Origin of the sequence: Pseudomonas sp. NY15372 (genome assembly GCF_048068215.1) — a bacterium.
Taxonomy (GTDB): Bacteria; Pseudomonadota; Gammaproteobacteria; order Pseudomonadales; family Pseudomonadaceae; genus Aquipseudomonas; species Aquipseudomonas guariconensis_A.
In genome coordinates, this window is the sequence record NZ_JBLUPY010000007.1 from 101132 (window position 1) to 126362 (window position 25231).

Consider the following 25231-nt stretch of genomic DNA (forward strand, 5'->3'; position numbering starts at 1 on the left):
GGCACCCCGGCCCTTGTGGGAGCGGGGTGCCGGTTTGCCGGCGATGAGGCCCGTGCAGGTCATCTCAAATGAAACCCTCCCCCTGCCCCCTCGTCTACCATTGAAACCTGCCAACCACCGCCCCATCTAAGCACCATAGTCATTCACGCAGGTGCCCCATGAGCGACCAGCAGGATCTACCGGACCATCCAGACGAACACGACACAGTCGAACACCTCGAAGCCAAGGCCACGCCCGGCCACCACCTCGCCCTGCCCGGCCAGCAACTGCCGGACAAGGTCTATGTGATCCCGATTCACAACCGCCCGTTCTTCCCGGCCCAGGTCTTGCCGGTGATCGTCAACGAAGAACCCTGGGCGGAAACCCTCGACCTGGTGGCCAAGACGCCACACCATGCCCTGGCGCTGTTCTTCATGGACGAGCCCGCCGAAGACCACCGCCATTTCGACACTTCGGCCTTGCCGCAGTACGGCACCCTGGTCAAGGTGCACCATGCCAGCCGCGAGAATGGCAAGCTGCAGTTCGTCGCCCAGGGCCTGACCCGGGTGCGCATCCGCACCTGGCTCAAGCACCACCGCCCGCCGTACCTGGTCGAGGTGGACTACCCGCACCAACCAACCGAGCCCACCGACGAAGTGAAGGCCTACGGCATGGCCCTGATCAACGCGATCAAGGAGCTGCTGCCGCTCAACCCGCTGTACAGCGAAGAGCTGAAGAACTACCTCAACCGCTTCAGCCCCAACGACCCGTCGCCCTTGACCGACTTCGCCGCGGCGCTGACCTCCGCCACCGGTTCGCAGCTGCAGGAAGTGCTCGACTGCGTGCCGATGCTCAAGCGCATGGAGAAAGTCCTGCCGATGCTGCGCAAGGAAGTCGAGGTCGCGCGCCTGCAGAACGAGATCTCCGCCGAGGTCAACCGGCAGATCGGCGAGCACCAGCGCGAGTTCTTCCTCAAGGAGCAGCTCAAGGTCATCCAGCAGGAGCTGGGCCTGACCAAGGACGACCGCAGCGCCGACCTCGAGCAGTTCCAGCAGCGCCTGGAAGGCAAGACCCTGCCGGACCAGGCGAAAAAAAGGATCGACGAAGAGATGGGCAAGCTGGCGATCCTGGAAACCGGCTCGCCCGAATACGCCGTCACCCGCAACTACCTGGACTGGGCCACCGCCCTGCCCTGGGGCGTGTACGGCCAGGACAAGCTCGACCTCAAGCATGCGCGCAAGGTGCTCGACCAGCATCATGCCGGCCTCGATGACATCAAGGAGCGCATCCTCGAATTCCTCGCCGTCGGTGCGTGGAAAGGTGAGATCAGCGGCTCCATCGTGCTGCTGGTGGGCCCGCCTGGGGTGGGCAAGACCAGTATCGGCAAGTCCATCGCCGAGAGCCTCGGCCGGCCGTTCTATCGCTTCAGCGTCGGCGGCATGCGCGACGAAGCAGAGATCAAGGGCCACCGCCGCACCTACATCGGCGCCCAACCAGGCAAACTGGTGCAGGCGCTGAAGGACGTCGAGGTGATGAACCCGGTGATCATGCTCGACGAGATCGACAAGATGGGCCAGAGCTACCAGGGCGACCCCGCTTCGGCCTTGCTCGAAACCCTCGACCCCGAGCAGAACGTCGACTTCCTCGACCACTACCTGGACCTGCGTCTGGACTTGTCCAAAGTGCTGTTCGTGTGTACCGCCAACACCTTGGACTCGATCCCCGGCCCCCTGCTCGACCGCATGGAAGTGATCCGCCTCTCCGGCTACATCACCGAGGAGAAACTGGCAATCGCCAAGCGTCACCTGTGGCCCAAGCAATTGGACAAGGCCGGTGTGGCCAAGAGCAGCCTGGGCATCAGCGACAGCGCCCTGCGCACGGTGATCGAGGGCTACGCCCGCGAGGCCGGCGTGCGCCAGCTGGAAAAACAGCTGGGCAAGCTGGTACGCAAGGCAGTGGTCAAGCTTCTGGAGAACCCCGACGCCAAGCTCAAGATCGGCACCAAGGACTTGGAACCGGCCCTAGGCATGCCAGTGTTCCGCAGCGAGCAGGTGCTGGCCGGCAAGGGCGTGATCACAGGCCTGGCCTGGACCAGCATGGGTGGGGCCACCTTGCCGATCGAAGCCACCCGTATCCATACCCTCAACCGTGGCTTCAAGCTCACCGGCAAGCTGGGCGATGTGATGAAAGAGTCCGCCGAGATCGCCTACAGCTACGTCAGCTCCAACCTCAAGCAGTACGGTGGCGACCCGGGCTTCTTCAACGAAGCCTTCATCCACCTGCACGTACCCGAGGGCGCCACGCCCAAGGATGGCCCGAGCGCCGGCATCACCATGGCCAGCGCCCTGCTGTCCCTGGCCCGCGACCAGGCACCGAAGAAAGGCGTGGCCATGACCGGCGAACTGACGCTGACCGGCCAGGTGCTGCCGATCGGTGGCGTGCGCGAGAAGGTGATTGCAGCGCGGCGACAGAAAATCTTCGAGCTGATCCTGCCGGAAGCCAACCGCGGCGACTTCGAGGAACTGCCCGATTACCTGCGCGAAGGGCTGACGGTGCATTTCGCCAAGCGCTTTGCCGACGTGGCGAAGGTGTTGTTCTGATGCTGTAAAGCCCCATCGCCGGCAAGCCGGCTCCTACAGGCCCTGCGTCAGCGCAGGTCATGTGGGAGCGGGATTGCCCCGCGATTGGCGCAGGCCAGGCAACACAAAACGTCTCCCGGTTCGGTTATCCTCAGGCCATTGCCAGCCTCCGGAGCCACCATGACCGCCTTTCGTCTGCTCGCCCCCCTGAGCCTCGCCCTACTCACCGCCTGCGCCCAGCACCCTGCAAAAACTGTCGTACTGGACGCCGAGAGCGAATGTCCCCAGCAGCTTCAGGTCGGCCAGAACCTGACCCTGACCCTGCCCAGCAACCCCAGCACCGGTTACCGCTGGCTGGTGCAAAACCCTGCACCGGAGGTCCTGCAAAGCATGGGCCCGGAGGTCTACAACACACCGGAAGAGGCCGGTATCGTGGGCAGCGCAGGGACATCCACCTGGCGCTTCCTGGCCAAGGCCAGCGGCGAAGGACATTTGATCCTGGTCTACCAGCAGCCCTGGGCGCCGGAAGTACGGCCAGTGCAGACCTTCGATTGTGCGATCCAGGTGCGATAACGGCAGCTTCCGATCAGTCGGTCATGCATCCGCGTCCCGGTTTGGCTAAAATGCCCGCCCTTCATATCGCTAGCCAGCCGGACCCACCGTGAGCAAAGAACCCGACCGCCTATTCGCCCAGCCCCTGGAGCAGGTGCCCGACTTCGTCTTCAACGAGGACGTGGTGCGCGTGTTCCCGGACATGATCAAGCGTTCGGTGCCTGGTTACCCGACCATCGTCGAAAACCTCGGCGTGCTCGCCGCCCGCTTCGCCCAGCCGAACACCGCCCTGTACGACCTGGGTGCATCGCTGGGCGCGGTGACCCAATCGCTGCGCCGCCATGTGCGCAACGAGGGTTGCCGGGTCATCGCGGTGGACAACTCCGCGGCGATGGTCGAACGTTGCCGCCAATACCTGACCGCACAGGACTCGATGTTCCAGGAGCTACTGCCGGTACAGGTGCTCGAGGCGGATATTCTCACCCTGCCCCTGGAGCCGGCCTCGGTGGTGGCGATGAACTTCACGCTGCAGTTCATCGCGCCCGAGCGACGCCTGGAATTGCTCGGCCGCATCCGCCAGGCCCTGCTGCCTGGGGGCGCGCTGATCCTTTCCGAGAAGCTGCGCTTCGAAGACGACCAGGAGCAGGCGCTGCTCAATGAACTGCACCTGGACTTCAAACGTGCCAATGGCTACAGCGAACTGGAAATCGCCCAGAAACGCAGTGCCATCGAGAACGTGATGAAGCCCGACACCCTGGAAACCCACAAGCAGCGCCTGCGCGACGCCGGGTTCTCCAAGGTCGTTCCCTGGTTCCAATGCCTTAACTTCGCCTCGCTGATTGCCCTGCCATGATCGATCTCTCTCCCCTCGTCCGCCGCCTGGCGGGAACCCCGCTTGCCGCTTGGTCCCAGGGCCTGCAGGCACAACTGCAGGCCAAGCTGGAAAAAGGCCATGGTGATCTCGACCGTTGGCGCGGTGCCCTGGACGCCTTGCCGCAGCTGACGCCGAGCGAGGTCGACCTGGCCAACGGCCTGCGCCTGGATTGCGCCTGCGACGATGCCACTCGTACCCGGATGCACGACGCCCTGATGGGCCTGTCGCCCTGGCGCAAAGGGCCGTTCGACCTGTTCGGCGTGCATGTGGACACCGAATGGCGCTCGGACTGGAAGTGGTCGCGGGTCAGCCCGCACCTGGACCTCAAGGGCAAGCGCGTGCTCGATGTCGGCTGCGGCAACGGCTACTACCAGTGGCGCATGCTCGGTGCCGGTGCCGACATGGTGATCGGCGTCGACCCGAACTGGCTGTTCTTCTGCCAGTTCCAGGCGGTGCAGAAGTACCTGCCCGACCTGCCCGCCTGGCACCTACCGTTCGCCCTGGAAGACTTGCCGGCCAACCTCGAAGGTTTCGACACGGTGTTTTCCATGGGCGTGTTCTACCACCGTCGCTCGCCCATCGAGCACCTGCTGGCCCTCAAGGATTGCCTGGTAAAAGGCGGGGAATTGGTATTGGAAACCCTGGTGATCGAGGGTGATGAACATCAGGTATTGGTACCGGAGGACCGCTATGCGCAGATGCGCAACGTCTGGTTCCTGCCGTCGGTACCGGCCCTGGAGCGCTGGTTGCGCCGTGCCGGTTTCAGCGATGTGCGCTGCGTGGACGTCAGCGTCACCAGCGTGCAGGAACAGCGCAGTACCGACTGGATGCGCTATCAGTCGCTCGAGCACTTCCTCGACCCGAACGACCACAGCCGCACGGTCGAAGGCCTACCGGCCCCGCGCCGCGCCACCTTGCTGGCGCGCAAATAAAAAAGACGTTCCGTCTGGGCGAATCAGGGCCGCTGCGCGGCCATCGCGGGGCGAGCCCGCTCTCATAGAACAACGCATAACTATTTGATTTCGCAGGCCCTGTGGGAGCGGGCTTGTCCCGCGATTGGGCCGGGCCCGATATCACCGTCGCCTGGCAAGGGCTTCGCCCTTGATCGCGGGACAAGTCGGACCGCCGCACCGCCGCTCCCACAGGAGGTGGCGCTAGCAGCTTGTTCTCTGCGCGACAGCGCAGCCCGAAGGGCTGGGTAATCTCCCACAAGGTTGAGCGCCAGCCTGACCCTGAGGGAGAAGCGGTGTGGCCCTTGGAACGCCAAACACGCCTTCGACAGAGGAGCGCCTGCGAAGGCGACGATACCGTCAATCCTTGGCCAGCTTGCGGGCCCGCTCCTGCGCCTTGCGCTCACGCTCCACCACCGCTTGTTCCTTGTCGCCGTGTATACGCTGCTGGTCTTGCCGGAAGGCTTCCCAGAACTGGCGGGAACGTTCGGCGCCGCCTTCGGCCAGCGCCGCGGTGCTGCCCAGGGTGAGTACGGCGAGCAACAGATACTTGGTCAGGTTCATCGTGTTTGCCTCGTGATAGCCATTCATGGGAGCCATCCTAGCGAGGCACAGCTAACGCCAAGGTGAGGCGGACATTACAGTGTTGCAAGGCGTGCCCCCTCGTACACCTCCCCCGAAAAGCACCGGTCTATCGCCAGGATGACCGCTGCATTACAAATCCGTTATCCACGCCCCCCCGCCATTCGCATACCGTAACATCCCTGCCCTTGACCCTGATCCTGCTACAGGGTCGAGAATCACCGCCTTTCAGCACACGAGCCCTGCCCATGCGCCTACTGATCATCGAAGACGAACTGCGTACCGCCGACTACCTGCAACAAGGCCTGCGCGAGAACGGCTACGTGGTCGACTGTGCCCACACCGGTATCGACGGCCTGCACCTGGCCCGGCAACAGCCCTACGACTTGGTGATTCTCGACGTCAACCTGCCTGAACTCGACGGCTGGAGCGTGCTGCAGCGCCTGCGGGCGGAGTCGTCCACGCGCATCATGATGCTTACGGCCCATGGTCGCCTGGCCGACCGGGTCCGGGGGCTGGACTTAGGCGCCGACGACTATCTGCTCAAGCCGTTCGAGTTTCCCGAGTTGCTGGCGCGCATCCGCACCCTGTTGCGGCGCAACGACCAACACCTGCAACCGAGCACCCTGCGCGTCGCCGACCTGGAACTGGACCCCGGCCGCCACCGCGCCTTCCGTGCCGGCCGGCGCATCGACCTCACTGCCAAGGAGTTCGCCCTGCTGCACCTGTTGATGCGCCAGAGCGGTGAGGTACTGTCGCGCACGCAGATCATCTCGCTGGTCTGGGACATGAACTTCGACTGCGACACCAACGTCGTGGAGGTATCGATCCGGCGTCTGCGGGCGAAGATCGACGACCCGTTCGACGACAAGCTGATCCACACTCTACGCGGTGTTGGCTATGTGCTCGAGGCACGCCCGTGAAGCAGGCAAGCCTGTCCGTTCGCCTGGGCCTGACGGTGACGCTCATGGGAGCGGCCCTGGTGATGCTGCTGGCCTGCCTGGCGGTGTTCGCCCTGGACCACGAACTGGACAGCCGCGCGCGCAAGGACCTGACGCGCAAGATGCTGCAGGTCGAGCACAACCTGCGCGTGGACATGCGCAACGAAGACCTGGGCAGACGCGCCCACCCTTTGCTCGACTTGGTCATGGGCCATGACAACCTGAGCCTGAGCGTGCTGGCCCTGAACGGTCGTCACCCCTTGCTGCTGAGCCTGGGCCCGGCCCTGGCGACACAGGCGAGCCAACTGCCGGTCGAATCCCGATTGACCTTCCATACCTGGCGCGACACAGCCGGCAACCAGTTCCTCACTGCCACCCGCCTGATGCGCCTGCGCGACGACACGCCCGTGCGGGTGATGATGTCACTCAACCGCGCGGACGATAGCGCCTTGCTCCAGGCTTACCTGCACTCGACCCTATGGGCCCTGCCGCTATTGCTGCTACTGATCGGCTTCAGTGCCTGGAAATTGGTTCAACGAGGTCTCCGCCCATTGCGCCATTTCCGCCGCATCGCCGGCCGGGTGTCAGCCCAGGACCTGGAGCATCGCCTGCCCGACAGCGGCCTGCCCCAGGAGCTCGCGGAGCTGGCCCGGGCCATCAATGTCATGCTCGACCGCCTGGACCAAGGCGTCAGCCAACTGTCCCAGTTCTCTGATGACCTGGCCCACGAACTGCGCACGCCCATCGGCAACCTGATGGGCAAGGCCCAGGTCACCCTGGCTCGCGAGCGCGAGGGTCTGCGCTACCGGGAAGCCCTGGAAGAAAGCGTCGAGGAACTGACCCGGCTCAACCGCATCATCAACGACATGCTCTTCCTCGCCCAGGCCAGCCAGCCGCAGGCGCAGCTCACCCAGGTGCCGCTGGCGCTGGCCGAGGAAGCCGGGCGAGTCGTCGAGCTGTTCGCCTTCAGTGCCGAGCTCAAGGGGGTCGAACTGCGCTTGCGGGGCTGGGGCACCGCACTTGGGGATCGGCTCATGGTCCAGCGGGCACTGTCCAACCTGCTGAGCAATGCCATCCGGCACAGCCCTGAGCACCACGTGGTGGACGTGACGATCGAGCGTCGGGGCGACGAAGTCAGGCTGGCGGTGCGAAACCAGGGGCCGGGCATTGCCCAGGCACACCTGCCGCACTTGTTCGAACGCTTCTATCGTGCCGGGAGTGGGCGTTCCCGGCAGGAAGGCGGGACCGGCCTGGGGCTGGCGATCGTGAAGTCGATCATGCAGCTGCATGGAGGGCGGGTCGAGGTCAGCAGCCAAAGCCTGGGGCCGACGCAGTTCGCATTAGTGTTTCGCGCGGAATGATGTTTTCCGTACCGGCCTGATCGCGGGACAAGCCCGCTCTCGTAGAACAACGCATAACCATCTGATTTTGCGCGCCTCTTGTGGGAGCGGGCTTGTTCCGCGATCAGGCCACGCGGAAAATCAGCGGGAAGCGGCCACTATCAGCGCCTTCATCTCCGCCACCGCCGCCTTGAAACCGACGAACAGGGCATGGGCCACTAGCGCATGGCCGATATTCAGCTCGTTGATGCCCTTGATCGCCGCTACTGCCTCGACGTTGTGGTAGTGAAGGCCGTGGCCGGCGTTGACGATCAGCCCCTGTCCCACGCCAAAGGCCACGCCATCGACGATACGCTGCAGCTCTTCGGCCACTTCGGTGGGCGTCTGGGCATCGGCGTAACGGCCGGTATGCAGCTCGACGGCAGGTGCGCCGACGCGACGCGAAGCCTCGATCTGACGCTCGTCCGGGTCGATGAACAGCGAAACCTCGGCGCCCGTACGCGCCAGGCGCTCTACAGCGGCCTTGATCCGCGCTTCCTGGCCAGCGACATCCAGGCCGCCTTCAGTAGTGAGTTCCTGGCGGGTTTCCGGCACCAGGCAGATGTGCGCCGGGCGGATTTTCTCGGCGAAGGCCATCATCTCTTCGGTGATGCCCATTTCGAAGTTCATGCGCGTCTGCAGCACATCCTTGAGCAACAGCACGTCGCGCTCCTGGATGTGCCGGCGGTCTTCACGCAGATGCACGGTGATGCCGTCGGCTCCCGCCTCCTCGGCATCCAGCGCGGCCTTGACCGGGTCCGGGTAACGGGTGCCCCGGGCTTGGCGCAGAGTCGCCACGTGGTCGATATTGACGCCAAGAAGCATGCGGTTGCTGTGAGTCACGAAAGGGCTCTCCTGAAGTGTTAGCCCCACAGCATACGATGTGCTCAGCGCTTGCGAAACAGTTCCCGACTGACCAGCGGCTTGGGGCCCAGGTGCACCGCCAGGGCCTGGCGCATGAGGCGCTTGGCGGCCAGCAAGGCGCCAGGTGTCGCCCAGTCGGCCTGGCCCAGCGCCAGCAGCTCGGCACCGGTGAACAACCCGGGCTGCGCCAGGTGCACCCGCTCCAGCCCTGCATCTACTTGCAAGCGGTACAGGCCGCTGCTTTCGATCGGATCGTCGTTGATATCGCGGTCCAGTGCGAAGGCATACCCCAGCTCGTCCAGCAGGCGCCATTCGAAGGCACGTAGCAGGGGTTCCAGTGCACGCCCGGCGGCCAGGGCCTGGAGCGTCAGGGAATAGTGTTCGAACAAGCCGGGGTGCGGGGCCTCTGCCGGCAGCAGGCGCATCAGCAGCTCGTTGAGATAGAGCCCGCTGAACAGGGCGTCGCCGTGCAGCCAGCCGGCAATGCCGATGCTCTCCAGGTGGTAGACATTCTTCAGCTCACCACGCCCACGCAGTTCTACTTCCAGCTCCACGAACGGGCGCACCAGGCTGCCGCCTTTGCCCCGAGCACGGCGCAGCACGGCCCGCACGCGGCCCTGCGGCGTGAAGAAGTCCACCAGCGCACTGGTTTCCTTGTAGGCACGGCTATGCAGCACGTAGGCCGGTTGGCCGACAGGTTGTTCCATGGAAATCACTCGCCCCGGTTCGGCATATGCCCCTGTAGGAGCGGCCTTGTGCCGCGAAGGGGCTGCGAAGCGGCCCCAATTCGTCATGCAGCGACGCTTGAACGTGGGGGCCAACGCAGCCCTTCGCGGCACAAGGCCGCTCCTACAGGGGGGGTGACCAGCCTGTGGGGTTACAGGTCGCCGTAGCCCAGCGAGCGCAGGGCACGTTCGTCGTCGGACCAGCCGCCCTTGACCTTGACCCAGAGGTTGAGCATGACCTTGGCGTCGAACAGCAGCTCCATGTCCTTGCGCGCCTCGGAGCCGATACGCTTGATGCGCTCGCCCTTGTCGCCAATGATGATCTTCTTCTGCCCGTCGCGCTCGACCAGGATCAGCGCGTGGATGTGCAGCACGTGACCTTGCTGCTTGAACTCTTCGATTTCCACGGTGATCTGGTAAGGCAGCTCCGCTCCGAGCTGGCGCATGATCTTCTCGCGGACCAGTTCTGCGGCCAGGAAGCGGCTGCTGCGGTCGGTGATCTGGTCTTCGGGGAAGAAGTGCTCGTTCTCCGGCAGGTGCTTGGCGATCAGCGCCTCGAGGGCCTCGAGGTTGTGCCCCTGCTGGGCGGAGATCGGCACGATCTCGGCGTTCGGCAGTTGCTGCTGCAGCCATTGCAGGTGCGGGATCAGCTCGGCCTTTTCATCCATGCGGTCGGTCTTGTTGACCGCCAGGATCACCGGGCCAGTGACGTACTGGACGCGCTCGAGCACCAGTTGGTCCTCGTCGGTCCAGCGGGTACGGTCGACCACGAAGATAACCACGTCGACGTCCTTCAGGGCCGCCGAGGCGTTGCGGTTCATGTAGCGGTTCAGGGCCTTGTCGTTGGCCTTGTGCATGCCGGGGGTGTCGACGTAGATCGCCTGCACGTCACCCTCGGTCTTGATGCCGAGCATGTTGTGGCGGGTGGTCTGCGGCTTGCGCGAGGTGATCGCCAGCTTCTGGCCGAGGATGTGGTTGAGCAAGGTCGACTTGCCCACGTTGGGGCGGCCGACGATGGCCACATAGCCGCAGCGGGTCGGGTTGCTATCAGTCATTGCCATTCTCCACGCCCAGGGCGATCAATGCGGCGGCAGCGGCGACCTGCTCGGCGATACGCCGGCTCACGCCCTGGCCACGGCTCTTGTTGTTCAGCAGCACCACTTCGCATTCGACGAAGAAGGTACGGCAGTGCGGTTCGCCCTGGATATCCACCACTTCGTAGCGCGGCAGTTCGCAGGCACGCGACTGCAGGAACTCCTGCAGGCGGGTCTTGGGGTCCTTGTTGGTGTCGACCAGCGTCAGGCCGTCGAACTCACCGGCCAGCCAGGCCAGAATGCGCTCGCGCGCCGCCGCCATGTCGGCGTCCAGGTAGATCGCACCGATCAATGCCTCGAGCGCATCGGCCAGGATCGACTCGCGGCGAAAACCGCCGCTCTTGAGCTCACCCGAGCCCAGGCGCAGGTACTCGCCCAGGTCGAAGCCACGGGCCAGACGGGCCAGGGTCTCGCCCTTGACCAGGCGTGCGCGCAGGCGCGACAGCTGGCCTTCCCGGGCCTGGGGGAAACGCTCGAACAGCGCTTCGCCGACCACGAAGTTGAGGATGGCATCGCCCAGAAACTCCAGGCGCTCGTTATTGCGCCCGGCATAGCTGCGATGGGTCAGGGCCAGCAGCATCTGGTCCTGATTCTTGAAGGTATAGCCGAGCTTGCGCTCCAGGCGGGCAAGGGAAGCACTCATGGGGCCACCCGTGGGTTGTTCAACGCGTTGTTCAAATCAACATCCTGAAAGACTGTTTGGCTGTGGTCCACCACCTTGTGGGCAGCAGAATCTCTCGATCCCTGAGAACACAGCCTATGTCAGAAATGCATTCGGCGCTGTCTGCCAGACAGCGCCGTTGGGTATCAATGGATCAGGCCGACCCGCGACAGGTTGGGGAAGTGGCTGAGCTTGGGCTCCGGCCAGCTCATCCAGACCGCGAAGGCCTTGCCGACGATGTTCCGATCCGGAACCATGCCATGCAGTTCCTTCGGAATGTTCGGGTCGTCCCAGTAACGGCTGTCGTTGGAGTTGTCGCGGTTGTCGCCCATCATGAAGTAATGGCCGGCAGGCACGGTCCATTGCTGGTCCGGCGGCATGCGGTAGCGGCTCATCTCCTTGCGGATCAGGTGCTCGGCCTCGCCCAGTTTTTCCTTGTACAGCTGGGCGCTGCCCAGGGTACCGGGCTCGGTGCCGACCAGTTGCTCGGCTACCGGCTGGCCATTGACATACAGGCGCTTGTCGCTGGTGTAGCGAACCTGGTCGCCCGGCAGGCCGACCACGCGCTTGATGTAGTTGACGTTCGGGTCGCTGGGGTAGCGGAACACCATCACGTCGCCCCGCTGCGGGTCACCGATCTCGATGACCTTCTTGTCGATCACCGGCAGACGAATGCCATAGGAGAACTTGTTCACCAGGATGAAGTCACCCACTTCCAGGGTGGGCTTCATCGACCCCGAAGGGATCTGGAACGGCTCGACCAGGAACGAACGCAGCACCAGCACGATGAACAGCACCGGGAAGAACGACTTGCCGTATTCAACCAGCAACGGCTCCTTGTTCAGGCGCTCGAGCACAGCCATTTCAGGCTGGCTGACGCTGCCCTGGTAGTTGGCGACCGCCGCTCGCCGGCGCGGGGCCAGGAACAGCAGGTCGATCAAGCCCAACAGGCCGCAGACGGCAACGGCGATGACTAGCAACAGCGGGAAATTTAGCGACATAGGACCTAGCTATCCAACCTGAGCACGGCGAGGAAGGCTTCCTGTGGGATTTCCACGTTGCCGACCTGTTTCATGCGTTTCTTACCGGCCTTCTGCTTCTCCAGCAGCTTCTTCTTACGGCTGACGTCACCGCCATAGCATTTAGCCAGTACGTTCTTTCTGAGTGCCTTGACGGTGGTACGCGCCACGATCTGGCCGCCGATGGCTGCCTGGATCGCCACGTCGAACATCTGCCGAGGGATCAGTTCCTTCATCTTTTCAGTCAGCGCACGGCCCTTGTAGTGGGCGTTGTCGCGGTGAACGATCAGCGCCAGGGCATCGACCTTGTCGCCGTTGATCAGCACGTCCAGCTTGACCAGGTTGGCCGACTGGTAGCGATCGAAATGATAGTCCAGCGACGCATAGCCACGGCTGGTCGACTTCAGCTTGTCGAAGAAGTCCAGCACCACTTCGTTCATCGGCAGGTCGTAGCGCACCTGCACCTGGCTGCCGAGGAACTGCATGTCGCGCTGCACACCACGCTTCTCGATGCACAGGGTGATGACGTTGCCCAGGTGCTCCTGGGGCACGAGGATGGTGGCGGTGACGATCGGCTCACGGAAGTCCTGCACGGCAGAGACGTCCGGCAGCTTGGACGGGTTGTCGACGTAGATGGTCTCGCCGGTCTTGAGGACCAGCTCGTAGATCACGCTCGGCGCGGTGGTGATCAGGTCCAGGTCATATTCGCGCTCCAGGCGCTCCTGGATGATCTCCATGTGCAGCATGCCGAGGAAGCCGCAACGGAAGCCGAAGCCCAGGGCGTCGGAGCTTTCAGGCAGGTACTGCAGCGAAGAGTCGTTCAGGGTGAGTTTCGACAGCGCGTCGCGGAAATCCTCGAAGTCGTCGGAACTGACCGGGAACAGGCCGGCATAGACCTGCGGCTGGATCTTCTTGAAGCCGGGCAGCACTTCGACCTCGGGGGTCGAGGACAGGGTCAGGGTGTCACCGACCGGGGCACCATGGATGTCCTTGATGCTGGCGATGATGAAGCCCACTTCACCGGCCTTGAGGTCGGCGGTCTGGGTGTGCTTGGGGGTGAAGACGCCGACACTGTCGACCAAGTGCACCTTGCCGGTGGACTTGACCAGGATCTTGTCGCCTTTCTTGACCCGGCCATGGCGTACACGGACCAGGGAGACGACGCCCAGGTAGTTGTCGAACCAGGAGTCGATGATCAGCGCCTGCAGGGGTGCGTCGATCTCGCCTTCGGGCGCGGGGATGGTCTGCACCAGGCGCTCGAGCACCTCGTCCACACCCATACCGCTCTTGGCACTGCAGGCCACGGCGTCGGTGGCGTCGATGCCGATGATCTTCTCGATCTCGTCTTTGACGCGGTCCGGGTCGGCCTGGGGCAGGTCCATTTTGTTCAGTACCGGCATGACCTCCAGGCCCTGCTCGATGGCGGTGTAGCAGTTAGCCACGGATTGGGCCTCGACACCCTGACCGGCGTCCACCACCAGCAGCGCACCCTCACACGCAGCCAGGGAGCGGCTGACTTCATAGGTGAAGTCCACGTGACCGGGGGTATCGATGAAGTTCAGCTGGTAGATCTTGCCGTCCTGGGCCTTGTAGTGCAGCGTGACGCTGTGGGCCTTGATGGTGATACCGCGCTCGCGCTCGAGGTCCATGGAATCGAGGACCTGGGCTTCCATTTCGCGCGCAGTCAGGCCACCGCACATCTGGATGAAACGGTCGGCCAGCGTCGACTTGCCATGGTCGATGTGGGCGATGATGGAGAAATTGCGGATATGACTCAAATCACTCACGGGTCAACACTCGAAAAGGCTGCGAGCCGGACGCCCGCCGAAAAATAGCCGGGAATTGTACCTCAAGCCGCGGGGTTATGGGAGATTCCTGATCAAGCGGCATGGCAGCCGATGCTTACCCTACGGGAACAGGCGCAGTATCGACCTACCCGCCCCGCGATCAAGGGCGCAGCCCCTTGCCACACGGGTTCGATAACAGAGTCGAGCCAATCGCGGGGCAAGCCCGCCCCACAGGATGTACTGCGATCGGCGGCATATTTCATGAAATTCATGAAAAAGGGCAGCCGAAGCTGCCCTTTTCCTACGCCACCTTCAGGTTTATTCCGCCAGCTTGAAGGTGATGAAGCTCGCGCGGCCTTGGCGCAGTACGCGCATGGATACCGAACGGTTCTTCGGCAGGTCCTTGGCGATTTCGGTGAACTGCTTGGCCGAGGTGATCGCCTGGTTGTTCAGGTGGCTGATGACGTCACCTGGGCGCAGGCCGATCAGCGCTGCCGGGCCGTCCTGGATTTCCTTGATGACCACGCCGCCCTTGAGCTCGAGCGACTTCTTCTGCTCGGCGGTCAGGTCGGTCACGGAAACGCCCAGGCGGTTGCTGCTGCGCTCGGCGCCGCTCTGGCCACCGGTACCGATGTCGGCATCATCCTCCGGCAGTGCGCCGATGGTGATGTCCAGGTTCTGGCGCTTGCCGTTGCGAATGATGTCCAGGCGCGCCTTGTCGCCGTCCTTGAGGCTGCCCACCAGGTGAGGCAGGTCGGCCGACATGACGATCGGCTGGCCGTTCATGCTCAGGATGACGTCCCCCACCTGCAGGCCGCCCTTGGCCGCCGGGCCGTCTTCGAGCACCTGGGCCACCAGGGCGCCGGCAGGCTTGTCCAGGCCGAAGGATTCGGCCAGGTCCTTGTTGACCTCCTGAATCACCACGCCCAGCCAGCCGCGGCTGACCTTGCCGTCTTTCTTCAGCTGGTTGGAGACATCCAGCGCCACGTCGATCGGGATGGCGAACGACAGGCCCATGAAGCCGCCGGAGCGGGTGAAGATCTGCGAGTTGATACCGACCACCTCGCCCTTCATGTTGAACAGCGGGCCACCGGAGTTGCCTGGGTTGATCGCCACGTCGGTCTGGATGAACGGCACGTAGGTGTCATTGGGCAGGGTCCGGCCCTTGGCGCTGACGATACCCTTGGTCACCGAGTGGTCGAAGCCGAACGGCGAACCGATGGCCAATACCCACTCGCCGACCTTGAGCTTCTCGGAGTCACCCAGCTTGACGGTCGGCAGGTTCTTGCCCTCGACCTTGAGCAGGGCCACGTCGGTGCGCGGGTCGGTGCCGACCAGCTTGGCCTGCAGTTCACTGCGGTCGGACAGGCGCACGATGATCTCGTCGGCGTCAGCCACCACATGGTTGTTGGTCAGCACATAGCCGTCGCTGGAGATGATGAAGCCCGAACCGAGCGACTGCGCTTCACGCTGGCGATCGCCACGGGGCGAACGCGGCATCTGCGGCATGTTGCGCTCGAAGAATTCGCGGAACATCGGGGGCAGGCCTTCGAGGTCCGGCATCTGCCCGGCGGCGACACGGCGGTCCGGCAGTTTCTGTTTGGTACTGATGTTCACCACCGCCGGCGAGGCCTGCTCGACCAGGGTGGTGAAGTCCGGCAGGGCTTCCTCGGCCTGGGCGGTGAGCACCTGGCCGAGCATCAGCACGGCGGCGAACATCGAGAGATAGGATTTCAAGCGTGGTATCGACATACGGCTCCCGTCACAACGAGCGTAGTTAACAAAGTAAGGCCCTTGCACAAGCAAGAAAGGCCAGACCCCGAGAAGCCTGACCTATAAAAAATTTACGAAAGGATTGCAAATGACAATGCTTTAATTTCATGTCAGCCGCATGACCTACGTGTTGTAGGAAAGCGCGCCATCATTGGCGCGCCTGGGCATCCTGGGGGCGCATGGACAAGGCGACACGCTCGGCGGTCCCCAGGGGAATCTCCCCGACCACCGTGACCATGACCTTGCCCTTGGGCGTATTGAGATGGCGCGAAACCGCCACCGTTGGCCCCAGCTGCGCCCGCGTGTCGGGGCCGACGTCATCGTTGACAGGCTCCAGGAACACCGAGAAGCGTGCCAGGCCATCGTCATACATCAGGCTGCTGACCATGCTGTCGCGTTTCGGGTCGCGGCGTACCGAGCTGTTGATCAGCTCGAAGCCCGGCGGCAGCCAATCCGAACGCCAGCCAGCGACGGCCTCGGTGCTGGCCGAGGCGACACGCTCGACCGGCTTGCACGCGGCGCTGGCCTTGAGGTCATCGTCGGTGGGCAGGTCATCGGTGTCCAGGCGGGTCATCTGGAAACGTTCGAGCAACTGGCTCTTGTCGTTGAGCATCAACGAGCGCAGCGGCAGGCCGGTGCGGCGATCCAGGTGCAATTCGAAGGCGTAGCGGTGCTGGTCCCGTGGGCTGAGCGTGACGATCACGGCGTCGCGACCGGCGACCCGCGACTTGCCTGCCACGCTCAAGTCGTACCAGCTCATCAGTTTCAGGGGATCGAGTACACGCGGTGCGGAGTCCGGTGGCGTGCCTACACCACTGGCCAGGGCCCCACTGACGCATTGCACCTTGCCATCGACGCGCACGATTTCCTGGGCCGCGCCATCGAGCTGCAATAGACGCTCGCTGACCTTGCCGTCCTGGACGCGGTGCCAGATATCGTGGGAGGAGAAGCTGCCATTACGCTCGTAGACGAAGGAACCCTGGTAACTCTGCTCTTGCTCGGCCCGTGCCAGCTTGTTCAACCATTCACTCGCCTCGGGCGAGGAGTTGGCCGCCAGTGCCGGCACCGTCATGCAGCTGCCGAGCAGCAGCGACAGGAGAGGTAGCGCGCGCATGATCCTCCTTACTTAACGGTTTTCCAGGCTGGCGGCGCGTGCGTAGGGCAGAGCGGTTTCGGTGCCCTTGAGCGCGGATTCCTGGGCATGCTGGCGCAGGTAGCCTGGCAGACGCTGGTCCCAGCCGGCCTGGTTCTGCAGCACGCCGTTGGCCATCGGCCCGGTCGGTTGCTCACTGCTTTCACTATAGCCTGCCAAAACAGCCGGGCCTTTGCTTTGTGGCACGCTCAGGCCTTGTTGGGCTGGCTGCTGGGAAGCGAGCTCGGCACCAGTGATCTCGTCCTGGTTGTACAGGCGCACGCCAGCGAGCACGGCCACGGTCACCGAGGCTGCGACAGCCAGGCGGCCGATGCTGCGCCATGGGCCTTGCTTGACCTTGGCAGGTACGGCTTCGTCGGCCAGCGCAGCGGACACCGCCGAGGCGATATCGAGTTTCGGCAGCACCAGCTCGTTGTGCATGGCTGCGCGGGCAACCTGGTAGCGCGACCAGGTGGCACGGGTTTCAGGATCGTCGACGGCGTTCAACACCCGACGCAGTTCCAGTTCGTCCGCTTCGTTATCCATCACCGCGGACAGCGATTCCTGCAAAGCTTCACGACTCATGGCGGTTCCTCTCTTGGCTGTCGCCGCTGTCTCAGGTTTCCTGCAACAACGGTTGCAGGGCTTTGTCTATGGCCTCCCGAGCGCGGAAGATTCGAGAGCGCACGGTACCCACCGGACATTGCATGACGCTGGCAATGTCTTCGTAACTCAGTCCGTCGAACTCACGTAGGGTCAATGCCGTGCGCAGGTCCTCGGGCAGCTGCTGGATGGTGCGATGGACAGTGCCTTCGATTTCATCCCGCAACAACGCGCGCTCTGGGGACTCGAGATCCTTGAGACCATGATCGCCGTCGTAAAACTCCGCATCCTCGGAGCTCACATCGCTGTCTGGCGGCCGTCTTCCACGGGATACCAGATAGTTCTTCGCCGTATTGATGGCGATGCGGTACAGCCAGGTATAGAACGCACTGTCACCGCGAAAATTTCCCAGCGCCCGGTAGGCCTTGATAAAAGCCTCCTGCGCGACATCCTGGGCCTCGTGGGTGTCGTGTACGAACCGCACGATCAACCCGAGAATCTTGTGCTGATACTTCAGCACCAACAGATCGAACGCTCGCCTGTCGCCGCGCTGCACGCGCTCGACCAGCTGCTGATCCTCTTCCTGGGTTAGCATGAACACTCCTCAGTGATCTCGAAGGAGCGTTGCAACAGCCATCGTTCAGGCTTGCAACCATAGACTCGGCGTTTGCGCAAAAGTTCTCCCCTCCAAGCAAGTTTCCTGCGGCCCTTGGTCGGCTCGCACGAAAGACGCAGCGCGGACATGGCCGGCTGCGTCGATAATCAGGTCTCGAATACGCACGTGTCAGCCCGGATAGAGCGGCTGCCATGCATCGCCGCGGCATTCAGTGACGTACGGGCAGCCTTCTTAGGATTTCCGCCGGTATCGGAAAGTTCCCACAAAGATCGCCTCGACGGCGCAGATGCCATTGGAAATCAGGCACCTGTGGCTGCTATAAAGGCAGCCGGACAGGATCAACGATAGTTTCACAATGCCATCTGTGCATGACTATTGTGCCGCTCCCCCTCTCAAGATTACTAGTGTCAAGACATGAGCCAACAATTCCAACATGATGTCCTGGTGATCGGCAGCGGTGCCGCTGGCCTGAGCCTGGCACTGAACCTTCCCAGCCACCTGCGCATCGCCGTGCTGAGCAAGGGCGACCTGGCCAACGGTTCGACCTTCTGGGCCCAGGGCGGCGTCGCCGCGGTGCTGGATGACACCGATACCGTGCAGTCCCATGTCGAGGACACCCTCAATGCCGGTGGAGGCCTGTGTCATGAGGACGCCGTGCGCTTCACCGTCGAGCATAGCCGCGAAGCCATCGAATGGCTGATCGAGCAAGGCGTGCCTTTCACCCGTGACGAGCACTACAGCGTCGATGACGGCGGCTTCGAATTCCACCTCACCCGCGAGGGCGGGCACAGCCATCGGCGCATCATCCATGCTGCCGATGCCACTGGCGCGGCCATCTTCACCGCGCTGCTGGCCCAGGCCCGGCAACGGCCGAACATCGAGTTGCTGGAGCAGCGGGTGGCGGTCGACCTGATCACCGAGCGTCGCCTGGGCCTGCCGGGCGACCGCTGCCTGGGCGCCTACGTGCTGGACCGCAACACCGGCGAAGTCGACACCTTCGGCGCACGCTTCACCGTGCTGGCCACCGGTGGCGCGGCCAAGGTCTACCTCTATACCAGCAACCCCGACGGCGCCTGCGGCGATGGCATCGCCATGGCCTGGCGCGCCGGGTGCCGGGTGGCCAACCTGGAGTTCAACCAGTTCCACCCCACCTGCCTGTACCACCCCCAGGCCAAGAGTTTCCTGATCACCGAGGCCCTGCGCGGCGAAGGTGCCTTGCTGCGCCTGCCCAACGGCGAGCGTTTCATGCCACGCTTCGACCCGCGCGAAGAGCTGGCCCCCCGCGATATCGTGGCCCGGGCCATCGACCACGAGATGAAGCGCCTGGGCGTGGACTGCGTGTACCTGGACATCAGCCACAAGCCGGCCGACTTCATCAAGAGCCATTTCCCCACGGTCTACGAGCGCTGCCTGGCATTCGGCATCGACATCACTCGTCAGCCGATCCCGGTGGTGCCGGCGGCCCACTACACCTGTGGCGGGGTGATGGTCGACGACCGCGGGCACACCGACGTGCCTGGCCTGTATGCCATCGGCGAAACCAGCTTCACCGGCCTGCACGGGGCCAACCGCATGGCCAGCAATTCGCTGCTCGAATGCTTCGTCTATGGCCGCGCAGCCGCCGCCGACATCGAGGCGCACCTCGAGCAAGTGGGCATGCCCACCGCCCTGCCCTGCTGGGACGCGAGCCAGGTCACCGACTCGGACGAGGACGTGATCATCGCGCACAACTGGGACGAACTGCGGCGCTTCATGTGGGACTACGTAGGCATCGTACGCACCAGCAAACGCCTGCAACGCGCCGAACACCGCGTACGCCTGCTGCTGGACGAAATCGACGAGTTCTACAGCAACTACAAGGTCAGCCGCGACCTGATCGAGCTGCGCAACCTGGCCCAGGTGGCGGAGCTGATGATCCGCTCGGCGATGCAGCGCAAGGAAAGCCGAGGGCTGCACTACACCCTGGATTACCCGGGGATGCTGCCCGAGGCCAAGGACACCGTCCTCGAGCCATTCTGAGATTCGTGCTTGCCCCATCGCCGGCAAGCCGGCTCCCACCTGTCCTACGGCCGCCGTACCTGTGGGAGCTGGCTTGCCAGCGATAGGGCCGGGCAAGCAACAAGGCAGTTCTCCCTGGCTCAGCGCTGCTGCTCGCCCTGCGCAATGGCCCACCGCCTGCGACTGAACTTCAGCCGCACCCGCAAGCGCCGATGCTGCTCGGCATCCAAAGCGTCACGCGGCACGCATTGACCCTGGCCAAGCCAAGCCCCCGGCCTTGCGAAACGCAACACCACCAACCCGGGCAACGCCATGCTGTCCCGACATAACCGCACCCGTTGCCACCCTCGAGCACGGCTGAACACACGCCAGCCCGCCGGGTCACGACGCAAGCCAGTAATGGCCTCGGGATGGGTCAACAGGATGTGTCGGGGAATCACCCAACAGGCATGGGCAAGGCAGGCAACGGCGAGGGAAAGGCCGAGCCACCAGGGCAGCGCGCTCGAGACCAGGGCCAAGCACGCCAGCACCTGGAAGGCCAGGTAGGCCGTCAGCAGCAGGCGTGAGCCTCGCCAACGGCACTGGAAATGCTCACTTGGGCTGGACACGATCCAGGATGATGCGAACCATGCGTTGCAGCTCGGGGTCGTCGGACTCGGTGCGCTCCATGAACCAGCCGAACATGTCCTGGTCTTCGCAAGTCAGCAGGCGACGGTACAGCTCGCGGTCCGCTTCGCTCAGGGTGGGGTAGACCTCCTGGGTGAATGGCACCAGCAGCACGTCCAGTTCCAGCATGCCGCGGCGGCTGTGCCAGAAAAGCCGATTGAGTTCAGTTTGTTCGACCATGGGGCCCTCCTCGAATGGGCGGCCAGTATACAGCGGGGCGGTCGCGGCGGCACAAGGCGTTGGTCTAGTCACCTACCTATTTTGTTACCAGCGTTCTATGATGGCCGCCAGTCTCAAGCAACCGCGATGACCCATGGCCGATTCCGCTTTCTTCTGTCCCCTATCCCACGAGGGCATCCTCGCCGTCCGCGGCTCCGACGCCGGCAAGTTCCTGCAAGGCCAGCTGACCTGCAACCTCAACTACCTCAGCCTGGAGCACGCCAGCCTCGGTGCGCGCTGCATGGTCAAGGGTCGCATGCAGTCGAGCTTCCGTATCCTTCCTGAAGGCAACGGCTACCTGCTGGCCATGGCCAGCGAACTGCTCGACGCGCAGTTGGCCGACCTCAAGAAGTATGCTGTGTTCTCCAAGGCCACCCTGGCCGACGAGAGTGCTGCCTGGGCGCGTTTCGGCCTGCAGCGGGGCGATGCCGCGCTGCAGGCTTTGGGCCTGGCGATACCTGCCGAGGCGGGTGCCACGGTACGCCATGACGACCTGATCGCCATCGCGGTCAGCAGCGGCCGCGTGGAGCTCTGGGCCCCTGCCGCGCAAGCGCACACCGTGCGCCAGGTGCTCGCCACGCACCTGACCGAAGCCCCCCTCAACGACTGGCTGCTCGGCCAGGTCCGCGCGGGCATCGGCCAGGTCATGGGCCCGACCCGCGAGCTGTTCATCCCGCAGATGATCAACCTGCAAGCCGTCGACGGCGTGAGCTTCAAGAAAGGCTGCTACACCGGCCAGGAGATCGTCGCGCGCATGCAGTACTTGGGCAAGCTCAAGCGTCGCCAGTACCGCCTGGCCCTGGCCCAGGACACCGTGCCCGCGCCGGGTGCCGAGATCTTCTCGCCCACCCATGGCTCCTCGGTGGGTGAAGTGGTGATCGCCGCCAGCACCGGCCAAGGTTGCGAGTTGCTGGCGGTGCTCAGCGCCGAGGCGGTGGAAGACGACAACCTACACCTGGGCAGCCTAGAAGGCCCAAGGTTGGAAGTGCTCAGCCTGCCCTACGAACTGGACCGCGACCGGGAAATCCTGCGCTGACCAGCCTGCCCCGCCGCCTGGGCGGGGCCGCACCACTGCGTTAGAGAAGCTACATGAACAAGCTGGCCGAGATGGTTCAAGCACAATTGCTCGCAGCCATCGAAAAGGACGACCTGGTCCTGCCGACCCTCCCGGAAGTTGCCCTGAGCATCCGCGAGGCCGCCGAGGACAGCGAGATCAGCGTCGCCGCCCTGAGCCGGGTGATCGGCCGCGATGCCGCCCTTTCAGCGCGCCTGATCAAGGTGGTCAACAGCCCCTTGCTGCGGGCCTCGGTGGAAGTCACCGACCTGCACACCGCCATTACCCGCCTGGGCATCAACTACAGCTGTAACCTGGCGATCGGCCTGGTGATCGAGCAGATCTTCCATGCCCGCTCGCCGTCGGTAGAACACAAGTTGCGCGATATCTGGGCCAACAGCCTGGATGTAGCCGGCATCAGCTATGAACTGTGCCGGCGCTACACCCAGCTCAAGCCTGACCAGGCCACCCTGGGCGGGCTGGTCCACCAGATCGGTGCGCTGCCGGTGCTGATCTACGCCGAGGAGCATAACGAGCTGCTCTCGGACCCGGTGTGCCTGCACTACGTGATCGAGCAGATCCACCCGGTGCTGGGCGACAAGATCCTCAGTGCCTGGGAGTTCCCCGAGCAACTGGTCAAGCTGCCCAGCCAGGTACAGGACCTGGACCGGCGCACCGCCAAGATCGACTACATCGATATCGTGCAGATCGCACGCCTGCTCAGCCATCGCAACCGCAGCCGCCCACTGGCTGCCCTGCCGGCCTACCAGCACCTGGGCTTGCCCCAGGGCATGGAACTGGACGTCGCCGACCTGCTCGATGCGCGGAGCATGCTGCGCTAGCAGAGCGCTGGTCCTCCCCTGTAGGAGCGGGCTTGTCCCGCGATTAGGTCGAGCCTGATATCACCGTCGCCTGGCAAGGGCTTCGCCCTTGATCGCGGGACAAGCCCGCTCCTACAGGGGTCGGCACAGGTGGGTGAGCTATCACCGGCTGGATCAATCGGCGATAAAACTCACCCGCACCCGTAGCCCACCCTTCTCGCCGTCATGCAGGCTGATCTGGGCCAGGTGTGCCCGGCAGATCTCGCCAACGATCGCCAGGCCCAGCCCGGTGCCCTGGGCACTGCGTCGGTAGAAGCGCTCGAATACCCGTTCGCGCTCCTCCAGGGGAATGCCCGGCCCATCGTCCTCCACCTCGAGCACGGCTGGCGCCAGTACCCGCAGGATCACGTTGCCGCCCTTCGGCGTATGGGCCAGGGCGTTGTCCACCAGGTTACTGAGCAATTCGTTGAGCAAGGTCGGCTCGCCCTTGAGCCACACCGGCGCCTCGGCCTCCAGGGCCAGGGCCACGCCCCGGGCATGGGCCAACGGTGCCATGGCCATGCCCAGTTCGCGGGCCAGCTGGCTCAGGTCAAGGCGCTGGGCGCCGCCTTCGGCGATGGCCCGGGCGCCGTTTTCGACGCGCGCCAGGGACAGCAACTGGTTGGCCAGATGGGTCAGGCGGTCGGTCCCCTGGGCGGCGCTCTCCAGGGTCTGGCGCCACTGCTCCGGCTCCTGGGAGCGCAGCCCCAGCTCCACCCGCGCCTTGAGCGCCGCCAGTGGTGTGCGCAGCTCATGGGCCGCCTCGGCGATGAACTGCGCCTGGCGCTCGAACTGGCCCCTGAGGCGTTCGGTGAAATGGTTCAGGGCGCGCACCAGCGGGCCCAGTTCCCGCTGCACCTGCACCACCGGCAGGGCCCGCAGATCGTCGGGCTGGCGCTCTTCCACCGCCGTGCGCAGGCGTTCCAGTGGGCGCAACGCAGCGCTGACCGCGAACCACACCATCACCAGAGCGCCAAGGGCCAGCATGCCCAGGCGCAGCAGGGTATCGGCCATCAACCCCCGGGCCATGCGCACCCGCGCCTCTTCGGTCTCGGCCACACGGATCTCGGCCATGCCGTTCATGTTCGGCTCGCTGACCGCCTTGAGCAGGCTGACCACCCGCACGTCCTGGCCCAGGTAGGTGGCGTTGTAGAACCGCGCCAGGGCCGGGTAGTCGTCGGTACGCGGGGTACCGGGCGGTGGCGCCGGCAGGTTTTCGTAGCCCGAGATGAGCGCGCGGTGGATATCCAGCACCTGGTAGTAGATGCGCCCGGCGCTGTCGTAGGCGAAGGTGTCCAGGGCCACGTAGGGCACATCGGCGCTGAGCGTGCCGTCGCGCTGGGAAAGGCCGGCGGCGATGGTCCGCGCCGAGGCCAGCAAGGTACGGTCGTAGGCAGTGTCGGCGGCTTCGCGGCCATTCCAGTAGGCGCTCAGGCCACTGGCCAGCATCAGCACCACCAACAGCAGCGCCAGGTTGCCGAGCAGGCGCCCGCGCAGGCTGCCGTTGTCACGCATCGCGATGCTCGAGCAGGTAGCCAAGCCCGCGGAAGGTGACGATAGCGACCGGGTGGCCATCGAGCTTCTTACGCAGGCGATGGATATAGATCTCGATGGCGTCGGGGCTGGCCTCCTCGTCCAAGCCGAACACCTGGGCGGCCAGCTGCTCCTTGCTCATCACCCGGCCTGGGCGGGCGATCAACGCCTCGAGCACGCTCTGCTCGCGCTGGGTCAGGGTCAGGGCCTCGTCCCCCAGGGTGAAACGGCGGGTGTCGAGGTCATAGACCAGCGGGCCGCAGCGCTGCTGGCGTTCGCCGCCCAGCACGCTGCGGCGCAAAAGGGCCTTTACCCGCGCCTCGAGCTCCGTCAACTCGAAGGGCTTGGCCAGGTAGTCGTCGGCCCCCAGGTTCAGCCCGTGGACCCGATCCTTGACGTCGCTGCGTGCAGTGAGCATCAGCACCGGCAGGGTCTTGCCACGGCCGCGCAGGCGCGCCAGCACCTCGAAACCGTCCATGCGTGGCAGGCCGACATCGAGCACGGCCACGGCGTAATCCTCGCTGGCCAAGGCCAGGTCGGCGGCCACGCCATCGTGCAGCACGTCCACGGTCAGGCCGTGGCTCTTGAGGGCCTGGGCCACGCTTTCGGCCAGTTGCAGGTGGTCTTCGACCAGCAACACACGCATCGGATTCTCCCTGCTCGGGTGGGGCTTTGCCGCGGAGTGTAACGCCGTCGAAGGGCCTGTGAAGCCCTCGCGGCAAACCTTTCACGCTGAAAGGTTAGCGAAAGGTTCATTACCTAGCATCGCACCACGGTCGCCCCGCGCGCCG

General features: G+C 64.3%; 24 protein-coding genes. 9 read left to right on the forward strand and 15 right to left on the reverse strand.

Annotated elements, in window-relative coordinates; genetic code table 11:
- Nucleotides 1–158: 158 nt before the first annotated feature.
- From lon to cmoB, 4 genes are all read left to right on the forward strand, one after another.
- A complete protein-coding gene (lon, locus tag ACNFG0_RS08035; protein WP_196155491.1) occupies nucleotides 159–2579 on the forward strand; it encodes an endopeptidase La in 2421 nt (806 codons plus the stop codon).
- 159 nt (nucleotides 2580–2738) lie between these two features.
- A complete protein-coding gene (locus ACNFG0_RS08040) occupies nucleotides 2739–3131 on the forward strand; it encodes a protease inhibitor I42 family protein (protein ID WP_196144266.1) in 393 nt (130 codons plus the stop codon).
- Between the two features lie 88 nt (nucleotides 3132–3219).
- Nucleotides 3220–3963, forward strand: a complete 744-nt coding sequence (cmoA, locus tag ACNFG0_RS08045; protein ID WP_416764423.1) for a carboxy-S-adenosyl-L-methionine synthase CmoA — start codon at nucleotides 3220–3222, stop codon at nucleotides 3961–3963.
- A complete protein-coding gene (gene cmoB, locus ACNFG0_RS08050; RefSeq protein ID WP_416764424.1) occupies nucleotides 3960–4916 on the forward strand; it encodes a tRNA 5-methoxyuridine(34)/uridine 5-oxyacetic acid(34) synthase CmoB in 957 nt (318 codons plus the stop codon). Before cmoA ends, cmoB begins: the two co-directional genes overlap by 4 nt.
- 378 nt (nucleotides 4917–5294) lie before the next feature.
- Here the strand turns inward: cmoB and ACNFG0_RS08055 are convergent, their stop codons facing one another.
- Nucleotides 5295–5498 (reverse strand): hypothetical protein, encoded by a 204-nt coding sequence (locus tag ACNFG0_RS08055; RefSeq protein WP_196144269.1) that lies wholly within the window; start codon nucleotides 5496–5498, stop codon nucleotides 5295–5297.
- Between the two features lie 266 nt (nucleotides 5499–5764).
- Between ACNFG0_RS08055 and ACNFG0_RS08060 the strand changes: the two genes are divergently transcribed.
- Nucleotides 5765–6439 (forward strand): heavy metal response regulator transcription factor, encoded by a 675-nt coding sequence (locus ACNFG0_RS08060; protein ID WP_196144270.1) that lies wholly within the window; start codon nucleotides 5765–5767, stop codon nucleotides 6437–6439.
- Nucleotides 6436–7818 (forward strand): heavy metal sensor histidine kinase, encoded by a 1383-nt coding sequence (locus ACNFG0_RS08065; RefSeq protein ID WP_196144271.1) that lies wholly within the window; start codon nucleotides 6436–6438, stop codon nucleotides 7816–7818. Before ACNFG0_RS08060 ends, ACNFG0_RS08065 begins: the two co-directional genes overlap by 4 nt.
- A gap of 120 nt (nucleotides 7819–7938) precedes the next feature.
- Here ACNFG0_RS08065 and pdxJ read toward each other — a convergent pair whose 3' ends face one another.
- The 10 genes from pdxJ to rpoE all read right to left on the reverse strand — a co-directional run bounded on the left by pdxJ (nucleotide 7939) and on the right by rpoE (nucleotide 18089).
- Nucleotides 7939–8661: a pyridoxine 5'-phosphate synthase gene (pdxJ, locus tag ACNFG0_RS08070; protein WP_230381171.1), complete on the reverse strand. Its 723-nt coding sequence runs from the start codon at nucleotides 8659–8661 to the stop codon at nucleotides 7939–7941.
- Nucleotides 8662–8723: 62 nt separating this feature from the next.
- A complete protein-coding gene (gene recO, locus ACNFG0_RS08075; RefSeq protein ID WP_196155497.1) occupies nucleotides 8724–9407 on the reverse strand; it encodes a DNA repair protein RecO in 684 nt (227 codons plus the stop codon).
- 170 nt (nucleotides 9408–9577) lie between these two features.
- Nucleotides 9578–10480 carry a GTPase Era gene (era, locus tag ACNFG0_RS08080; protein ID WP_196144274.1) on the reverse strand — a complete coding sequence of 301 codons (903 nt, stop codon included), beginning with the start codon at nucleotides 10478–10480 and terminating at the stop codon, nucleotides 9578–9580.
- The gene (rnc, locus tag ACNFG0_RS08085; protein WP_084855946.1) at nucleotides 10473–11162 is read right to left on the reverse strand and encodes a ribonuclease III; all 690 of its coding nucleotides are present in this window, start codon (nucleotides 11160–11162) and stop codon (nucleotides 10473–10475) included. Before rnc ends, era begins: the two co-directional genes overlap by 8 nt.
- A 164-nt stretch (nucleotides 11163–11326) precedes the next feature.
- Complete coding sequence (lepB, locus tag ACNFG0_RS08090) at nucleotides 11327–12181, reverse strand: signal peptidase I (protein WP_196144275.1); 855 nt, start codon at nucleotides 12179–12181, stop codon at nucleotides 11327–11329.
- A 5-nt stretch (nucleotides 12182–12186) separates the two neighbouring features.
- Nucleotides 12187–13986, reverse strand: coding sequence for a translation elongation factor 4 (gene lepA, locus ACNFG0_RS08095; RefSeq protein ID WP_196144276.1), 1800 nt, complete (start codon nucleotides 13984–13986; stop codon nucleotides 12187–12189).
- 318 nt (nucleotides 13987–14304) lie between these two features.
- Nucleotides 14305–15705, reverse strand: a complete 1401-nt coding sequence (locus ACNFG0_RS08100) for a DegQ family serine endoprotease (protein WP_416764453.1) — start codon at nucleotides 15703–15705, stop codon at nucleotides 14305–14307.
- A gap of 202 nt (nucleotides 15706–15907) precedes the next feature.
- Entirely contained in the window at nucleotides 15908–16873 is a 966-nt protein-coding gene (locus ACNFG0_RS08105; protein WP_196144278.1) for a MucB/RseB C-terminal domain-containing protein, read from the reverse strand.
- Nucleotides 16874–16885: 12 nt separating this feature from the next.
- The gene (locus ACNFG0_RS08110) at nucleotides 16886–17476 is read right to left on the reverse strand and encodes a sigma-E factor negative regulatory protein (protein WP_084855936.1); all 591 of its coding nucleotides are present in this window, start codon (nucleotides 17474–17476) and stop codon (nucleotides 16886–16888) included.
- Nucleotides 17477–17507: 31 nt separating this feature from the next.
- Complete coding sequence (rpoE, locus tag ACNFG0_RS08115; RefSeq protein WP_010220971.1) at nucleotides 17508–18089, reverse strand: RNA polymerase sigma factor RpoE; 582 nt, start codon at nucleotides 18087–18089, stop codon at nucleotides 17508–17510.
- 435 nt (nucleotides 18090–18524) lie between these two features.
- On the opposite strand from rpoE, the gene nadB reads away from it, so the two are divergent.
- Nucleotides 18525–20129 carry an L-aspartate oxidase gene (gene nadB / locus ACNFG0_RS08120; RefSeq protein WP_196155498.1) on the forward strand — a complete coding sequence of 535 codons (1605 nt, stop codon included), beginning with the start codon at nucleotides 18525–18527 and terminating at the stop codon, nucleotides 20127–20129.
- A 119-nt stretch (nucleotides 20130–20248) separates the two neighbouring features.
- On the opposite strand, the gene ACNFG0_RS08125 is transcribed toward nadB, so the two are convergent.
- Both ACNFG0_RS08125 and ACNFG0_RS08130 read right to left on the reverse strand, forming a co-directional pair.
- Nucleotides 20249–20716, reverse strand: coding sequence for a protein YgfX (locus ACNFG0_RS08125; RefSeq protein WP_416764425.1), 468 nt, complete (start codon nucleotides 20714–20716; stop codon nucleotides 20249–20251).
- Nucleotides 20700–20954, reverse strand: coding sequence for a succinate dehydrogenase assembly factor 2 (locus ACNFG0_RS08130; protein ID WP_043206462.1), 255 nt, complete (start codon nucleotides 20952–20954; stop codon nucleotides 20700–20702). Before ACNFG0_RS08130 ends, ACNFG0_RS08125 begins: the two co-directional genes overlap by 17 nt.
- 133 nt (nucleotides 20955–21087) lie before the next feature.
- Here ACNFG0_RS08130 and ACNFG0_RS08135 point away from each other — a divergent pair, with 133 nt between their 5' ends.
- Together ACNFG0_RS08135 and ACNFG0_RS08140 are read left to right on the forward strand one after the other, a co-directional pair.
- Nucleotides 21088–22029: a YgfZ/GcvT domain-containing protein gene (locus ACNFG0_RS08135; RefSeq protein WP_196155500.1), complete on the forward strand. Its 942-nt coding sequence runs from the start codon at nucleotides 21088–21090 to the stop codon at nucleotides 22027–22029.
- Between the two features lie 53 nt (nucleotides 22030–22082).
- Nucleotides 22083–22889: an HDOD domain-containing protein gene (locus ACNFG0_RS08140; RefSeq protein ID WP_196144282.1), complete on the forward strand. Its 807-nt coding sequence runs from the start codon at nucleotides 22083–22085 to the stop codon at nucleotides 22887–22889.
- 153 nt (nucleotides 22890–23042) lie between these two features.
- Here the strand turns inward: ACNFG0_RS08140 and ACNFG0_RS08145 are convergent, their stop codons facing one another.
- Nucleotides 23043–24422, reverse strand: coding sequence for a sensor histidine kinase (locus ACNFG0_RS08145; protein ID WP_196144283.1), 1380 nt, complete (start codon nucleotides 24420–24422; stop codon nucleotides 23043–23045).
- Entirely contained in the window at nucleotides 24415–25086 is a 672-nt protein-coding gene (locus ACNFG0_RS08150) for a response regulator (protein WP_196144284.1), read from the reverse strand. Before ACNFG0_RS08150 ends, ACNFG0_RS08145 begins: the two co-directional genes overlap by 8 nt.
- Between the last annotated feature and the right edge of the window lie 145 nt (nucleotides 25087–25231).

Bases quoted from the DNA above. Each gene is read 5' to 3' on its own strand.
- lon (WP_196155491.1), top strand. From the start codon at position 159: ATGAGCGACCAGCAGGATCTACCGGACCATCCAGACGAACACGACACA.
- ACNFG0_RS08040 (WP_196144266.1), top strand. From the start codon at position 2,739: ATGACCGCCTTTCGTCTGCTCGCCCCCCTGAGCCTCGCCCTACTCACC.
- cmoB (WP_416764424.1), top strand. From the start codon at position 3,960: ATGATCGATCTCTCTCCCCTCGTCCGCCGCCTGGCGGGAACCCCGCTT.
- ACNFG0_RS08055 (WP_196144269.1), bottom strand. From the start codon at position 5,498: ATGAACCTGACCAAGTATCTGTTGCTCGCCGTACTCACCCTGGGCAGC.
- ACNFG0_RS08060 (WP_196144270.1), top strand. From the start codon at position 5,765: ATGCGCCTACTGATCATCGAAGACGAACTGCGTACCGCCGACTACCTG.
- pdxJ (WP_230381171.1), bottom strand. From the start codon at position 8,661: ATGCTTCTTGGCGTCAATATCGACCACGTGGCGACTCTGCGCCAAGCC.
- recO (WP_196155497.1), bottom strand. From the start codon at position 9,407: ATGGAACAACCTGTCGGCCAACCGGCCTACGTGCTGCATAGCCGTGCC.
- era (WP_196144274.1), bottom strand. From the start codon at position 10,480: ATGACTGATAGCAACCCGACCCGCTGCGGCTATGTGGCCATCGTCGGC.
- rnc (WP_084855946.1), bottom strand. From the start codon at position 11,162: ATGAGTGCTTCCCTTGCCCGCCTGGAGCGCAAGCTCGGCTATACCTTC.
- lepB (WP_196144275.1), bottom strand. From the start codon at position 12,181: ATGTCGCTAAATTTCCCGCTGTTGCTAGTCATCGCCGTTGCCGTCTGC.
- ACNFG0_RS08100 (WP_416764453.1), bottom strand. From the start codon at position 15,705: ATGTTCGCCGCCGTGCTGATGCTCGGCCAGGTGCTCACCGCCCAGGCC.
- ACNFG0_RS08105 (WP_196144278.1), bottom strand. From the start codon at position 16,873: ATGCGCGCGCTACCTCTCCTGTCGCTGCTGCTCGGCAGCTGCATGACG.
- ACNFG0_RS08110 (WP_084855936.1), bottom strand. From the start codon at position 17,476: ATGAGTCGTGAAGCTTTGCAGGAATCGCTGTCCGCGGTGATGGATAAC.
- rpoE (WP_010220971.1), bottom strand. From the start codon at position 18,089: ATGCTAACCCAGGAAGAGGATCAGCAGCTGGTCGAGCGCGTGCAGCGC.
- nadB (WP_196155498.1), top strand. From the start codon at position 18,525: ATGAGCCAACAATTCCAACATGATGTCCTGGTGATCGGCAGCGGTGCC.
- ACNFG0_RS08130 (WP_043206462.1), bottom strand. From the start codon at position 20,954: ATGGTCGAACAAACTGAACTCAATCGGCTTTTCTGGCACAGCCGCCGC.
- ACNFG0_RS08135 (WP_196155500.1), top strand. From the start codon at position 21,088: ATGGCCGATTCCGCTTTCTTCTGTCCCCTATCCCACGAGGGCATCCTC.
- ACNFG0_RS08140 (WP_196144282.1), top strand. From the start codon at position 22,083: ATGAACAAGCTGGCCGAGATGGTTCAAGCACAATTGCTCGCAGCCATC.
- ACNFG0_RS08145 (WP_196144283.1), bottom strand. From the start codon at position 24,422: ATGCGTGACAACGGCAGCCTGCGCGGGCGCCTGCTCGGCAACCTGGCG.
- ACNFG0_RS08150 (WP_196144284.1), bottom strand. From the start codon at position 25,086: ATGCGTGTGTTGCTGGTCGAAGACCACCTGCAACTGGCCGAAAGCGTG.